The sequence below is a fragment of the Coleofasciculus sp. genome (genome assembly GCF_046565525.1).
In the GTDB taxonomy this organism is placed as follows: Bacteria; Cyanobacteriota; Cyanobacteriia; order Cyanobacteriales; family Coleofasciculaceae; genus Coleofasciculus.
This window is the reverse complement of record NZ_JBKHUP010000064.1, coordinates 35,053-49,745: the sequence shown is the minus strand read 5'-3', so window position 1 is coordinate 49,745 and position 14,693 is coordinate 35,053. Positions and strand designations below refer to the sequence as shown.

General features: G+C 45.7%; 11 protein-coding genes. 2 read left to right on the top strand and 9 right to left on the bottom strand.

Annotated features, from left to right (window positions below):
• Positions 1-281: 281 nt before the first annotated feature.
• The 3 genes from ACLGGO_RS22055 to ACLGGO_RS22045 all read right to left on the bottom strand — a co-directional run bounded on the left by ACLGGO_RS22055 (position 282) and on the right by ACLGGO_RS22045 (position 3,602).
• The gene (locus ACLGGO_RS22055) at positions 282-1,265 is read right to left on the bottom strand and encodes an ABC transporter ATP-binding protein (protein WP_446420914.1); all 984 of its coding nucleotides are present in this window, start codon (positions 1,263-1,265) and stop codon (positions 282-284) included.
• A 6-nt stretch (positions 1,266-1,271) separates the two neighbouring features.
• Positions 1,272-1,892, bottom strand: a complete 621-nt coding sequence (locus ACLGGO_RS22050) for an HD domain-containing protein (RefSeq protein ID WP_446420913.1) — start codon at positions 1,890-1,892, stop codon at positions 1,272-1,274.
• Positions 1,893-2,141: 249 nt separating this feature from the next.
• On the bottom strand, positions 2,142-3,602 hold the full coding sequence (locus tag ACLGGO_RS22045; RefSeq protein WP_446420912.1) for an LCP family protein: 1,461 nt from the start codon (positions 3,600-3,602) through the stop codon (positions 2,142-2,144).
• 218 nt (positions 3,603-3,820) lie between these two features.
• Between ACLGGO_RS22045 and ACLGGO_RS22040 the strand changes: the two genes are divergently transcribed.
• Positions 3,821-4,882 (top strand): mannose-1-phosphate guanylyltransferase, encoded by a 1,062-nt coding sequence (locus tag ACLGGO_RS22040; RefSeq protein ID WP_446420911.1) that lies wholly within the window; start codon positions 3,821-3,823, stop codon positions 4,880-4,882.
• A gap of 283 nt (positions 4,883-5,165) precedes the next feature.
• Here ACLGGO_RS22040 and ACLGGO_RS22035 read toward each other — a convergent pair whose 3' ends face one another.
• From ACLGGO_RS22035 to ACLGGO_RS22015, 5 genes are all read right to left on the bottom strand, one after another.
• Entirely contained in the window at positions 5,166-6,629 is a 1,464-nt protein-coding gene (locus ACLGGO_RS22035; protein ID WP_446420910.1) for a DUF1802 family protein, read from the bottom strand.
• Positions 6,630-6,639: 10 nt separating this feature from the next.
• Complete coding sequence (locus ACLGGO_RS22030) at positions 6,640-8,499, bottom strand: hypothetical protein (RefSeq protein WP_446420909.1); 1,860 nt, start codon at positions 8,497-8,499, stop codon at positions 6,640-6,642.
• Positions 8,500-8,567: 68 nt separating this feature from the next.
• Positions 8,568-9,260: a hypothetical protein gene (locus tag ACLGGO_RS22025; protein WP_446420908.1), complete on the bottom strand. Its 693-nt coding sequence runs from the start codon at positions 9,258-9,260 to the stop codon at positions 8,568-8,570.
• A 1,513-nt stretch (positions 9,261-10,773) separates the two neighbouring features.
• Complete coding sequence (gene gyrA / locus ACLGGO_RS22020; protein WP_446420907.1) at positions 10,774-13,440, bottom strand: DNA gyrase subunit A; 2,667 nt, start codon at positions 13,438-13,440, stop codon at positions 10,774-10,776.
• Positions 13,441-13,701: 261 nt separating this feature from the next.
• Entirely contained in the window at positions 13,702-13,896 is a 195-nt protein-coding gene (locus tag ACLGGO_RS22015) for a hypothetical protein (RefSeq protein ID WP_446420906.1), read from the bottom strand.
• Between ACLGGO_RS22015 and ACLGGO_RS22010 the strand changes: the two genes are divergently transcribed.
• The gene (locus ACLGGO_RS22010; protein ID WP_446361748.1) at positions 13,895-14,104 is read left to right on the top strand and encodes a hypothetical protein; all 210 of its coding nucleotides are present in this window, start codon (positions 13,895-13,897) and stop codon (positions 14,102-14,104) included. The genes ACLGGO_RS22015 and ACLGGO_RS22010 overlap by 2 nt on opposite strands.
• 460 nt (positions 14,105-14,564) lie before the next feature.
• On the opposite strand, the gene ACLGGO_RS22005 is transcribed toward ACLGGO_RS22010, so the two are convergent.
• A complete protein-coding gene (locus ACLGGO_RS22005; RefSeq protein WP_446420905.1) occupies positions 14,565-14,690 on the bottom strand; it encodes a hypothetical protein in 126 nt (41 codons plus the stop codon).
• Between the last annotated feature and the right edge of the window lie 3 nt (positions 14,691-14,693).

The window sequence follows — 14,693 nt, the reverse complement described above, 5'->3', positions numbered from 1 at the left end:
GTACGCTTGACGGTTTTACCTCCAAAATCCTTGATCGACTTAGATTAGCACAAAAACTTATATGTTTTAGTGGTATACGCAAAGAAAATACATCGAGACTCACAAACACAGAGAGAGGCTAACTGTCACCCCGATAGATTATTGGCAGGCTCAGGGGTTCGATACCCCTGAGCCTGCCTCGCCTCTCATCCCCACCCACTTTTGGGATGGGGTTTTCCCTGCGAATTTTATAAATTATAACTTTAGACGGACATGATATTACATAGACGAATGACAAACTATCAGGAAACGACTCCGGCGCGGAAAACCCGACCGATGACTTCTTCAATGGGGGGGTCACTAACAGTTAAATCTATCACCTCTAACTCCGCCAAAATCCGAGCCACTGTACTTGTCAGCTTTTCACGCTGCACAAAGAAACGTACAGCTAACCCATCCACGGCTTCTATTTCTGCGTAACCCGATAACTCTTCTTTTGACAAGGGTTGAGCCAGTTCCACTTTCACCTCTCGATAGGGAGCAAAGCGATTGAGTAGTCCTTCTAAGCTGCCATCATAAATCATCTGCCCTTCATAAATTAGTAGCACTCGCTGACACAGTGCCGTAATATCTGCCATGTAGTGACTAGTCAATAAAACCGTTGCTCCCGTGCGCTGGTTGTACTCGCGTAAGAAATTCCGCACCCCTAATTGAGCATTAACATCCAATCCCAATGTGGGTTCATCTAAAAATAAGACTTGGGGTTGATGCAAAAGCGCCGCCAGCAATTCGGCTTTCATGCGTTCTCCGAGGGAGAGTTTCCGCACGGGTTGGGTTAGTTTGGCTTCTAAGGATAACATTTCTGCCAGTTCCCCGACGCGACGTTGAAACTGGTTGTGAGAAATTCCATAAACGGCGGCGTTGATTCTCAGGGAATCCCAGGCGGGTAAGTCCCAAATTAGTTGTTGCTTTTGACCCATGACTAGGGTAATCTGCTGCAAAAAGCTAGATTCTCGCTGAAATGGCACATAACCCGCCACTTTAACCTCACCCCCTGAAGGGTGAACGAGTCCGGTGAGCATTTTCAAGGTTGTGGTTTTACCTGCACCATTGGGACCGAGAAATCCCACCACTTCCCCCATGCCAATTTCAAAGGAAACATTTTGTACTGCAACGATTGAGCGGTACTTACGGCGCAAAAAGTGGTTTAGGGTTCCCTTAATACCAGGTTGTTTGACCGCTACGGGGTAGACTTTGCTCAGATTTTGAGCCACAACAATAGACATAATACTCTAGTCTACTTGAGTGTTGGTGGAGAGCGATCGCGCCTTTTGTAAATAACCCGCCTTAATGCAGTCTGCCACAATTTGCTCGACCAATGCCCAAAGCTGAGGTGTACCGTCTTGCACTGGCGTCATCCGTTGCATTACTTGATCTTGAGTAATACCATAAAGCTGCCAAGTTCCGCCCTGATTCTGTTGATTTAGCAGCAGAGGCTGCAAACGGTCTAGGGCGACGGCAAATTGGGCTGTCGGCGTGGCGGCGGCTTCAAATTCTGCCCAGATTTCTCGCAATGATTGTCCTTGGTCTTCGGGTAACATGCCAAAAATCCGGGTAGCCGCTTTTTCTTCCCGGATAGCTTTATCCTGATTTCCCTGTACGTCATAGCAGAAGGTATCTCCCGCGTCAATTTCAACTAAATCATGCAGGAGTACCATGATTATCGCTCGTCCCAGGTCAACCTGGGAGGGTGCATACTCGGCAAGAATAATCGCCATCAACGCCAAATGCCAAGAATGTTCGGCGCTGTTTTCCGGGCGAGAATCATCAATTAATCGTGTTTGGCGCAGAATCCCTTTGAGTTTGTCAATTTCAAGAATAAATTGAATTTGCTGGCTAAGTCGGCAGTTCATTTGTCATTCGTCATTCGTCATTCGTCATTTGTCATTTAGACAGGGCGGGTTTAGTGACATTAGGGTGGACAAAAAACGATAGTAGTGAAAGTGAGCCCCTACACATACAACTCTTTTCTAGTCATTGATCATTCACCTCCCCCATCTCCCTCAGCTCCCCCTGCTCCCCCTACTCCTGATAACTGATAACTGCTCACTGATAACTGATAACTGATAACTGCTCACTGATAACTGATAACTCCCCCTGCATTATTCCTCCTCTGCTGGATGCTGAATCAACCAATCCTCACCCACTCGAATGGTTAAATCTGATTCAATATCTCCTGTGGAAGAGGCTTCGATGTGACCGAGTTGCAAAATCCTTTTCAATGTCGCTGCGGCGTTCAAATCACCTTGTTGTACAATAATCTGAGTTTCGCGTACCTGATCGGGCCAATCCCTGATGATATAGACATTATAAAAGTCATTTTCCGCCAAATATCGAGCAAGTTTGTGAGCCAATTCCGGGTCATCTGTGGCATTTTGAATAGCAATTCGCAACCGTTGGGGAGAACGGCGGATATCTGAGGAACTCCAGTCAAAGGTTTGCTGAAAATATTGTTGCATGACGCGATCGCGTCCGGCAGAATCCATAATCCAATAGCTGGCGACATATTCCTCTGGATTGCTGAAGCGACCGGGTAAGAGTACCATCTGAAAATCATCTTTGTCTAAATCTAAGCCAAAGCCTACCAACGCCAACATTTCTTCTAAACTGAGATTGGTATCAACATATTGTTGCATCACCCGAATGATTTGGGGTAAACGCGGTAGCACCGTAGGGTTGAGTAACCGTTGACGCAGCGCCTTGAGCAGCGTCTGTTGGCGCTGGACTCGACCAATGTCGCCATAGTCGTCTTGGCGAAATCGAGCAAACTGTTCGGCTTGGTCTCCATTTAAGGTTTGCCACCCCGGTTCTAAATCAATGTACAAATCCTGGGTTACATCCTCATACTGCATCGGATAGGGAACAAACACCTCCACTCCCCCCACCAGGTCTACCAGTTCCCGAAACGCATCCGTAGTCACCCGCACATAGCGATCAACGGGTACATTATTCAGGGTACGGCTCACCACCCGTGCGGCTAACGCTGCACCCCCCTCCACATTGGCATCATTGATTTTGGCAAGTCCTACCCCAGGAAGTTCTACTTGGGTATCCCGAGGAATTGAAAGCATGGTGAGTGAATCTGCTGTTGGATCTAAGCCTAACAACAGCATGGTATCGCTGCGACCACTGAAAACGTCAGGCGAGTTTTTATCATTATCGGGAACCCGGTCAATCCCCATCACTAGGATGTTGACGGGTCTGGCTAAATCATAACGAAATGCTTGTCGCCAGGAATTTTCTTTCGCGCCAGGGATAAAATTTTGCGGCACGATTAAGGGGGACAGGGGTGTAATTAGGGCAACCGTTGCGCCCAAGGTAGCAGAAACTGTAGCGGTTAAGATAAACGCCGCACTCCACAGGAACCAGCGCATATAGCGACCACCATTGGATTTATCCGAATGATCATCGGAATGGGAATCTCCGCCGTCATTATCTGGCGGTGGAGGAGGCGGGGAACCCCCAGTAACATCTTCAGCGACATCAGAGTCGCCGTGCGATCGCGCATAACTTTTTGGATGGGAGACTTGAAAGCCCCAGCTAGTTTGGGAACTATTCGACACGTTTTTTTACCCTCACCACACACCAACTGTTCTCGAATCTTTTGACGTTCACCGAGTCTATTGCTGGATTATAGCGTTAGCCCGCCTCATCCCCATTAATCTTTGGTAAGGAAAAATCTACCGAGGTGGTCACAAGTATTGAGTGTTGACTCTGTATTCCCCCATCTCCCTCATCCTTGTGGGCTAGGATGTAGCAGAGATTTAGAATAGCACGGACGATGAGTCAATCCTTAATCCCCGTAATTTTAGCTGGTGGCAAAGGTGAACGGTTTTGGCCCCTCAGTCGCAAGCATCGACCCAAGCAGTTTTTAAGTTTAGATGGTAGTGGAAAGAGTTTATTACAAACCACGGCTGAACGTCTCAGTCAATTGGCGGGAGATTCAGCCAACGTCTGGGTGATCACATCGGCTCAATTAGCTGACGGGGTGCGAGAACAGTTACCCCAACTCGATCATGAGCATATATTAGCCGAACCTGAAGGGCGAGACACAGCACCTGCTGTGGCTTGGGCAACATTAGAAATTGCGCGTCACTATGGAGAAGATGCGGTGGTCGGCTTTTTTCCAGCAGACCATTGGATTGCAGATCAGCAGGCGTTCCAACAGACGATTGAGGCGGCGACTCAGTTAGCGGCGACTGAAGCGGCGATTGTCACCTTGGGAATTACCCCCAACTACCCCTCTACGGGTTACGGTTATATCGAACAAGGAGAACCCGCCGGAACCTTTAATGACTTACCAGTATATCGGGTGGCTCGATTCACAGAAAAGCCTGACCAAGAAACAGCCGAAAAATTTCTGGCGACGGGGAAATTTAGCTGGAATGGTGGTATGTTTATTTTCCGGGCTGGTGTGGTATTAGCGGAACTTAAAACCTACGCGGCTGATATTATCAATCCGTTGCAACAACAGGGTATTGCTGCTTATTCTAAACTACCTAAAACGAGTATTGACTATGCCTTAATGGAAAAAACCCAACTAACTTATGTTCTCCCGGTTACGTTTGGCTGGGATGACTTGGGAGATTGGAATGCCTTAGAACGGTTGCACAAGGGGGAGGCGGCTAATGTGGAACTGGCAACTCATGTTGGGAAAGATACCCAAGGGGCAATTCTTTATGCTAGTGATCCGGGTGAGGTGATTGTGACGATTGGCTTAGACGATGTGGTGGTTGTGCGGGATGGTGGGGTGACATTAATTGTCAAAAAAGACCGCACTCAGGAGATTAAACAGGTACTGAAAACTCTACAAGCAGATTCCAGGTTTAGCCAATTACTTTGATAGCTCTGCCTAGCCTCGCCTCATCGCCTCGTTCCCAGGCTCTGCCTGGGAATGCCCCCCTGGAGGCTCTGCCTCCCGGAAACTGTTTAATCGCCTGCTTTATAGTAAACCCCATGCAAGAGGAGGCGACTGTAAGTCGCTGCTACACAAACAAAGTCCGCCTGCGCGGACTAGCATTATAAAGGGGGTGGCTAACCCGGATTTGCTATTAATTGGTATTTTCCTGTTGTACAAAGGAAATAGGGCGCACGTCGGTGCGCCCCTACGCTGCTGCAAAGGTTGCTTAATATAAATGAATCTGAGATAAATCACGCAGGAAATAGAAGCGATCGCGATTTGACTCATTATCCCTACTCCGCCCTAAGTAGCCTGTTAGGGGAGAGGACAATTCAATGAGAATATCACGCAATTCGTTCGGCATTAAAGGTTTGGGGGGACTTGAACCCATATACGCGCCATAAATCGCATCAACTCCGGCTTCGTCTAAGCTTGTATTTTCCTGGAAGGATTTAACGGATTGGATAATGTGCGATCGCACGGCGATGTCTTGACGCACTTCTACCAGGTATTGCTCAATTTTATCATCGGCTAACCCATAAGCATCTTGCAAGCAGGCTTTGAGTTTCAGCAAGTCGATAGCACCCTTATGCTGGGCTTGCAATTCCACAAGATGTTGGAGAGTTTCTGGACGAATCACGCTAATCTGATTATTTAAAGTTGTTCGTAAAGCATCTGAGGTTAATTCACCGGCGGCGACAATGAGTTTGATACAAGGATTGTAGTCTTGTTGCAGGTGATTTTTACCAAGTTGAATTAATTGTCCTGGAGTTCTGCTGGGTACTTTTTCACTTTTGGTTGCTTTGCATTCGCCAACGATGGGATAAGGTACATCCGCATAAAAATCAATACCGCCAGCACCGCCAGTTGCTTCGGGATTGAGACTCGCTTTTGGGTCATTTCTAGAGTTGGTAAATCCTAGCTTCAGTAAGCTTTTTCGTACCAGTTTTTCAAAGTGATGACCATCGCTAGAGTTACCGACTTCGGCGATTGTTTTAATCCAAAGGAAATCAGAGTCAAATGTCCCGATTGATTGGCTACTCCAACCTAAGAATTGTTTGATATCTTGGTCGAGTTCTTTAGCCGCTAGATTATTGTTTGATAATGACGCGATCGCACTCTGTAATTCCTCTAATTCTGGATGCTGGGGAGGCTGTCGTTCTTCCATCTGGCGACAGCGCTGTTCAAAGAAGGTTTGACTCAAAACAGGTGTGTCTTGAGTAACGGTTAAAGGTTGGGGGAGAGGAATAAATCGGGGACTCGGATGTACGGGTATTTCAATCGGTTGCGGGAGTCGATAAACCCGCAGGTAAGCTAAAAAAATATGACCCCGTTTTACACGAGTTTCCTCTAATCCGGCTTTTGTCCATACGGTTAAGTGAGATAAGAAATCAAGGGACTCTGAATCATCCAAAACTTGACAACGTTCGCATTTTGCCCAGGCTTTAATTAGAACTGTCTCAGAACCGAGTTCAGCCAGACTTTTTTGGGCGGTGGAGATGAAATTAGAGCGATAATATTGTTCGATAGGCAGAGCGTTACTAGATGTATCTGAGGGATAGAGAGCAAATTGTCGTCCCGGATTGACAAATATTCGAGGAATAGCGGTGATCATTCGCCCTTCGATCAAGGCTTCGATATCCGGGGTAGGTAGACAAAATGCGGTTTGAAGTAAAACCTGCTGGTTCATTTTTATAGCGTTATACGTTCAATTCGATGTTATCTTCTACATCAACAACAGTCTGAGGAACTCTCATTGGTAAATCGTCATCGGTTAGATTATCAGGTTCTTGACCCGACGGATCACTTAAAATTTCTCGAATTAGGGGGTTATCAATGGCTAACCGATTCTGCTTGATAAATTCAAATATTTGCTCCTTGCTGAGTTCGTAACTTTCCCGATTGTCATAGACGAATAGAATAGCGAGAAGTGGAGTTATATCTTTCGCTTGCAAAAGCACCCATTCTCCGCCTTTCTCTTGCAAAAGCTTCCTGACATTATTTTGAGCTAATTTAGCTCCAGAATTAATTTTCTTAGAACGAACTAAGCAACCGCGAGTTAAGTCAAATTTTTTATAGTCAATCAACCGCTTTAAGGCAGCCCCCTGATATTTACCTCCCGATTGCTCAAGAACAGCTACTCCAATTTTTACCTCTTGCTCATTTTCTCTGCCAACGATTTTGAAGTGAATATATCCTTGATCCACACTGCTACATGGGATTTCTTCTACTCTATCAATAGTTACTCCCTCTATTGTTTGCTGGCAGAGAGTTGATAAAGCTAATTCTAAAGCATCAGAAATGTCATTATTGTACTCTTCTGATAATATATCTATATTTCGCTGAATATCATCTAATTGTGTTTGATAACACAGCTCAACGATATTTTTGGTTTCGCCATTTCCTGAAAGCTTAAAGTTTTCTGCACACCACCGAATCACTGCCCTCACCGTAGGTTTTTGCTTGCCAAGCTCCCTTAATTTGTTTTCATCAAATGGATAAATCGGATCAGGTGGTGTTTGTTGATTTTCACTATAGAATTCTTTGAGCCAATAAGAAACAAGTTCAACGACCTTATCTGAGTTTAAATAGTCAAGTTTTAGCGGTTGCATATCTGCCCTTTCACTAGCCAAACGAGCCATGACCGCCTCAGCTTGAGGTAAACTTCTAACTTGATAACTCCAGGTGTCAGCATACATGGCTAGCAAAAAAGCACCCCGTTTAAGAGTGTTATACAAATCCTTGGTTAAACTAGCAATAAGTTGGGCTACGGTAAAGCCATTGTCATCAACATCTACGATATCTAACTCATCAAAGCAAATCACGGGTACTCGATAATCACTGGTGATGTCGAGAATTTGGCGAGCATTATTTAAAGCGTCAGCTTCTCTGTCTTGTTGTTTAGGATTGGGTAGCCCCATTGTCTCAGCTTGTATCTGACTTAACTCGCCACCAGACAGCCAATGAATTGCATATCGAGCATGAGCAGAAGAAAGCGTCCACAAAATTGCTGTTACAATATAAGGATTATCAATATCTGCTTTAATCTGAAGCACAGGATTGGCGAGCATATCAATGGTTTGGTTTGAGTATTTGCTCAACCACTTGGGGAAAATTGCTATATATTGTCGAGGAGTGTAATTCCAGTTTTTGGCTTCATTAATCAAAGCAGTCGCCAGTTCTTGCCACTGCATGACACCTTGGCTACCAAATGCTTTAAGGCTAGTTGCTACATTGTGGTTAAATAGAGTCTTTATCTTATTTAAGTTGTCATATTTATTCATGTATATAAACAACGCATCACTATTAGATTGGTAGTGATGGCGAATCCGACTGATAATATGGCTTTTGCCTAACCCTTTTTCAGCCGTAATCGTAATTCCTATGGTTTGACGTTCCCCGCGACGCACTTTAGCCACCGCATCAAATACAGCATCAGATGCATGAGCATTTATTGAGGGAACATCAGGAAAGCTTTTTCCCCAGATTTGTAGGGGTGTAACAACAGTATGTCCAGCAAAGGGGTTTTTATTTCTGATTAATTCTTCAATGGAAGACATTGAGCTAATCCTTGTTGTGTGAAGTGAATAAGTAGTACACCCAAGATGAGACAGAAAGATTGTAGAATTTATGATGGTAAACGTCGGGCATAGCAGCGCAATCCATCTAGCTCTGTTGTAATCGAATCTTCAATCTTGTCCGGTGCGCTATCTTCTACGCTGCCGCCTTGAAGCTGTAAGATATCGTTAGCCTGCATTTCCAGCATCCAGTCGTTGAACTGGGAACGAGAGACGCGATCGCTGATTGTCCGCCGTATCCGATAAATCGGTACTAAGTCATCCAAGTTATAGTCGCGGTTAAGCTGATCGTAGACATCCAGCGCCACCTGCTTAAACTGATCATAAGACGCGATCGCCTTTGGCGCTGAGCTTTGCTCAATCGCACTCTCCCCAGTCTTCCCGGCTGCAACAGCGCCATCACCAACGCTACCCGCCGATATACCTTGTTCTCGAATCCATTTAAGTAACGCATTCGCGGTTTTCGCGCCAATCTGACTCTCAAACTCAAACGCCTCATTCTTCAACCCCTCTGCTAACATCTGAAGTCCTGTGGGTTCTACAAGAGAGACTTTATACCGAGAAAGCGCGATCGCACCCTTATCTTCTAACTGCTGATAACTATCCTGGTAATGGGCGGCTGTCTCCTTCTTCCGTTTCAGTCGTTTAGTCAATTCACCCCTCTTAACATCCGAACCCCCCAGATCCCACAAGTAAAGCAGTAGGCGGATTTCCTTCGCCTTCGCCTCAACATCGTTCGACATCGTTGTTACCCTATCTATCATGTAAATTAACTTTTGTAAAAATCTCCTCTTGTTATCCTAACCCCATCCTCTAGCCACTTGCCAATGCAGGGGGGATCGGTATATGAGTACAGCCTAATGAACATCCGGATAAATCCCTTCTACTATCTCTCTTGGAACCTTCTGCCTTTGTTCGATCAGATGCTGGGCAAAACGCTTCTAAGTATTTTCGCTTAATCCAAAGACTCAACGGCTCAAATTAATCCTCTTTTAACTTTGTCCCGGATGATTGCCTCCTCTCAATCGCCGCCCATAATCGTAACCTAAGTTAATATTTTCCGGAGAAATGTTAACTTACATATCATTCCCTGGTTTTTCAATTTGAGAGTGCTAAAGTAAAAATATGAAGCAAATAAAGCTTCACCGGACAGATAGAAAAGCAACGTTTAGATTGAAATTAAGAGGTAAAAACGCTGGCGAAATCAACTGATCTGTCTCATCTAAAAACAGCAGCAGCACACCATTTAGACGCTGATATTTCCTAAGATAGTGAATGGGGAGCAAGGCAACTGAAACTTGAATTCAGTGCAACTCCACAGAGAATCATCAAGATGAGGAAATCGCTCAGCTAGTCAATCGGAAGTGCTGCTGTTGTTTTAGCATTTTCAGCCAAGACTAATAGAGAAAACGCTCCAAGTGCATTTCATTTTTGGTAGGGGCGACTCTCTGGCATTAATTAACAATTCTCATCCATTCAATTTGATCGTGTCGCCCTCTGCTTTGTGTGTGCGATCGCTAGAAGGAAAACTATGATCCTAGATTAAATTAAAGGATATCTGAATCGTGAACACAGTAATCTAAATTAACATTTCTTCCCATAAAAGTAAACTTACGTATCATTCCCTTGTCCTTTAAATCAAAAGTGCTAAAGTAGAACTATGAAGCAAATAAAGCTTCACCGGACAGATAGAAAAGCAACGTTTAGATTGAAATCAAGAGGTAAAAACGCTGGCTAAATCAACTGATCTGTCTCATTTAAAAACAGCAGCAGCACACCATTTAGACGCTGATATTTCCTAAGATAGTGAATGGGGAGCAAGGCAACTGAAACTTGAATTCAGTGCAACTCCACAGAGAATCATCAAGATGAGGAAATCGCTCAGCCAGTCAATCGGAAGTGCTGCTGTTGTTTTAGCATTTCCAGCAAAATTAATAAATTTATAGTAGACACATCGATTAGGACAAAGGCATCCTTGTAGAGACGTTGCATGCAACGTCTCTACATAAATGATGTGTCCTAACCGCTATGGCGATTGCTATACTTCAGGTTTTTCTCTCTTATACGAAATCCGGGTTAGCCACCCCCTTTATAAGCTAGTCCGCGCAGGCGGACTTTGTTTGTGTAGCTGCGACTTCTAGTCGCCAGGGCAAAAAAGGGGTTCCAAAGGCGGATTTGGTATAAGAGGTAGAAAACAGCGATCGCACCAGCTTCTTCAATCTTGGCGGAAAACTGTTTCCTGTTTCCTAATTGAGGTTACAACGCTTCATCCAATGCTTCAGCTTCTTCCTCCGAACCGGATAGAGGAACTAACGCCACCGCTGCGATCGCATCCTCCTCATCTAAGCGTTGTACTCGTATCCCTGTCGCCATTCGGGATTGAGGGGAAATGGCATCAATGGCTTGGCGAATAATAATGCCTCGCATCGTCACCACCATCAATTCATCCCCTTCATTCACCACCCGCAACGCAGCGAGTTTATCTTTGCTATGGCGGAACTTAATCGTCACTAATCCCATTCCGGCGCGATTTTGCAGTCGGAATTGAGACACTGGCACTCGCTTGCCTAAACCGCCGGTGGTAACCACCAAAACCCAGGGTCCTTGACCGGCGGTTTCGTGAATCTCTTCCCCATTGAGTTCATCACTGCTGCTGGTATCGTCTTCCCCATTGAGTTCCTCACTGCTGCTGGTATCGTCTTCCCCATTGAGTTCCTCACTGCTGCTGGTATCGTCTTCCATTTCCGCCTCTTCATCGGCTGTAGCAATCAGTCTCTCCACAACTTGAGCCGGGATAATATCCATACTGATCAACTCATCCTTAGAACGCAGCTTCATCGCCTTAACCCCCCGTGTAGCCCGACCCAGGGGACGGAGTTGGTCATGATCGGCTTTAAAATGAATTGCCATGCCCTTACTCGAACCAATGATAATACTATCTTCAGCTCGGCATAGACGCACCCAGCGCAGTTGATCGCCCTCACCTAGAGAAATGGCAATTAAACCATTTGCCCGGATATTACTAAAGGCATCCAACGCCGTTTTTTTGATATACCCTTTGCGGGTTAACATCACCAAATACACATCATCGGTGAACTCACTAACCGGTACAACCGAGGTAATTTTTTCATTGTGGGGAATCGGCAGCATTTGCACGATCGGTACCCCTCTGGCGGTACGAGATGTGGCGGGGATTTGGTAAGCGCGTAGGGAGTAAACCACACCGCGATCGCTAAAGAATAGTAGGGTGTCGTGATCACAGCAACTCAGGAAATGCTCAACCCCGTCATCCTCCTTAATCCGGGCGGCGGCTTTGCCCCGGGTTGCCCGAGCTTGGGCAGCAAAGGAGTGAATGGGCATCCGTTTGATATACCCTTGTTCCGTGACTAAAATTATCGCTTTTTCATTGGCGATTAGGTCAATATCATCTAGTTCCCCTTCCACCTCTTGAATCACCGTGCGGCGAGGTGTACCGTGGGTGGTTTTGATCTGAAGCGCTTCGGTTTCGATAATTTCTAGGATGCGCTGTCGATTCGCCAGAATATCTTGCAGATCCGTAATGCGAACTTGTAACTCTTCATGTTCCGCTTGAATTTTCTGGGCTTCTAATGCTGTCAAGCGTCGCAGTTGCATTTGCAAAATGGCATCAGCTTGAGCTTCAGAAAGTCCAAATTGGTCAATTAATTGACTCTTGGCTATCGCCGTATCGGCAGCTGCCCGAATTACAGCAATTACCGCATCCAAGTTATCCAGGGCAATGAGTAACCCTTGCAACAGATGATCCCGTTCCTCGGCTTTGCGAAGTTCGTATTGGGTGCGCCGGGTAATTGTTTCGATGCGGAACTCGAGGAAGACTTCGAGGAACTGTTTGATGGTCAATAGTTGGGGTTCATTCCCGACTAATGCCAGCATGTTGGCACCAAAATTGCTTTGGATGGGAGTTTGCTTGTAGAGATTATTGAGAACCACACGGGGATAGGCATCCCGTTTCAGTTCAATCACTATCCGCATTCCCCGGCGATCGCTTTCATCCCGAATATCCGAAATGCCTTCAATGCGCTTATCATTAACCAGTTCGGCAATTTTTTCAATCAGTGCCGCTTTATTGGTTTGGTAGGGCAATTCGGTGACAATAATCGCTTCTTTATCAGGGCGTCCCCGGTGTTCTATGGTTTCAACTTGCGCCACACCCCGCATGGTGATTGAGCCGCGCCCGGTGGTGTAGGCGTCTTTGATGCCAGATCTGCCCAGGATTTGACCGCCGGTGGGAAAATCAGGGGCGGGAATATACCGCATCAATTCTTTTTCAGTGATTTCTGGGTTATGGATGAGGGCGACTAAGCCATCCACCAATTCACCCAAATTATGGGGAGGGATATTGGTTGCCATACCAACGGCAATACCCGATGATCCATTCAGGAGTATCTGGGGAACCCGTGCGGGGAGGACGATGGGTTCTTGTTGTGATCCATCGAAGTTATCCAGGAAATCGACGGTTTCTGACTCAATATCCCGGAGGAGGGAGTCTGTGGCTAAGGATTGCAAGCGGCATTCTGTGTAACGCATTGCCGCTGGTGGGTCATTATCCACCGAGCCAAAGTTACCATGTCCGTTAATTAGGGGCGATCGCATGGAGAAATCCTGTGCCATGCGAACTAAGGCATCGTAAACCGCTGTATCGCCGTGGGGGTGATATTTCCCTAAGACTTCACCCACAACACGGGCGCATTTCCGGAAGGGGCGATCTGGGCTGAGTCCCAGTTCATGCATTGCATAGAGAATCCGCCGGTGTACTGGCTTGAGTCCATCCCTCGCATCGGGTAGCGCCCGACCCACGATGACGCTCATGGCATATTCTAGGTATGACCTAGACATTTCGCTGCGAAGATTTGTCGGGACAATCCGCTCCTGGGAGATACTCATAGAACGAAAAACTCCATAAAAATTCAGGATTTAGGCAAAAAAAGCGCAAAAAGTGAGCTAAACCGCTATGTTTAACCCAAATACTTGCTAAAATGTGCTACTTTCTTTTAATATTTTAACACAAGTTTACCCGGACTCGGAGTCAGGGAAAGCCTTATTGGGATAGGGGATAGACGTGTTTTCGGGGGTTCGCGATCGCGTAAAGTCAAGATGAGCAGTTACTCACTACTGACTTATGAGCGGTTTTGAGATAGTTTAGAGTTACGTTAACTCGTATAACTCGTACCCTGTGGCGTACAGGGAGATCTGTACACAAGCCAGCCCGACAGAAACAGGCAGGACTTGTCCATGAGGAATCGGGTCACAGGTAACGGCTGATTGATAGTAGGCGATCGGTTGGGCTTTCTGCCTTGCTAAACGCCCTGTAATTACCCGAAACAAGGAAACAGGAATCATGGAAGTAGCCATTGCTATAATCGCGTTTTGCATCATTGCAACCCTAGTAGCGCCCGGACTGATGTCTCGGAATCTGACAATTGGGTTGCTTGCCTTTGCTGTCTTGTATCTGGTAAGACCCAATCTACTGACCACAGAACAAGCTATTGCGGTTATTGTGTTCGGTATTCTTTTTATGTTAGTTATTCCTGATCTAGCCAAAAAATAGTGAGCATTATAAACATGATTCGTAGGGGCGCACCGACGTGCGCCCATGAATATTTTATATATAATTAAGCAGATTCAACGTGAAGGTAGACTATAAAATTATATTTTATGGCAATTTTTACTTCTGAAAACGCTGATAGACAGCAATTAATTTTGGTCTTTTTGCTTCTACCGTGGAAGAATTTTCCCTCGTAAAAGCTGTTTCACCGACAAATGACACCTCAGTTTGAGCTGGAATAGGAATCCTTATAACAGAATGTCCCTTATATAGTATGGCGTCAATCTTCATTAAAACTTGAGTTTTCAGAGGTTCAGTCAGTTCAGAATTACGCAGCGCACTCACCAATATCTCAACAGTCAGCGTCAGGTTGGGTAAGGTGGGTGAGATTAGGCGATCGCTTCAAGATTCAGGTACATTCAAAACATTTGCTTGTGACAGCAACTTCCGTTCCTCCACCCGCTCAGGACGATTCATCTGTAACAAGCGTACTGTCACCAATTTCAGGCATTAAGCAATACTCACAAGCATGGTTAGCACGTTCATAGACTAAGCGTCTGACTGCCGCAGAAACATAAGTCTTGCTCATCCT

What these genes read in the sequence shown, in the direction of transcription:
- ACLGGO_RS22010 (WP_446361748.1), top strand. Translation starts at nt 13,895, where the DNA reads ATGGAAGTAGCCATTGCTATAATCGCGTTTTGCATCATTGCAACCCTA.
- ACLGGO_RS22015 (WP_446420906.1), bottom strand. Translation starts at nt 13,896, where the DNA reads ATGATTCCTGTTTCCTTGTTTCGGGTAATTACAGGGCGTTTAGCAAGG.
- ACLGGO_RS22040 (WP_446420911.1), top strand. Translation starts at nt 3,821, where the DNA reads ATGAGTCAATCCTTAATCCCCGTAATTTTAGCTGGTGGCAAAGGTGAA.
- ACLGGO_RS22055 (WP_446420914.1), bottom strand. Translation starts at nt 1,265, where the DNA reads ATGTCTATTGTTGTGGCTCAAAATCTGAGCAAAGTCTACCCCGTAGCG.
- ACLGGO_RS22035 (WP_446420910.1), bottom strand. Translation starts at nt 6,629, where the DNA reads ATGAACCAGCAGGTTTTACTTCAAACCGCATTTTGTCTACCTACCCCG.
- ACLGGO_RS22025 (WP_446420908.1), bottom strand. Translation starts at nt 9,260, where the DNA reads ATGTCGAACGATGTTGAGGCGAAGGCGAAGGAAATCCGCCTACTGCTT.
- gyrA (WP_446420907.1), bottom strand. Translation starts at nt 13,440, where the DNA reads ATGAGTATCTCCCAGGAGCGGATTGTCCCGACAAATCTTCGCAGCGAA.
- ACLGGO_RS22050 (WP_446420913.1), bottom strand. Translation starts at nt 1,892, where the DNA reads ATGAACTGCCGACTTAGCCAGCAAATTCAATTTATTCTTGAAATTGAC.
- ACLGGO_RS22030 (WP_446420909.1), bottom strand. Translation starts at nt 8,499, where the DNA reads ATGTCTTCCATTGAAGAATTAATCAGAAATAAAAACCCCTTTGCTGGA.
- ACLGGO_RS22005 (WP_446420905.1), bottom strand. Translation starts at nt 14,690, where the DNA reads ATGAGCAAGACTTATGTTTCTGCGGCAGTCAGACGCTTAGTCTATGAA.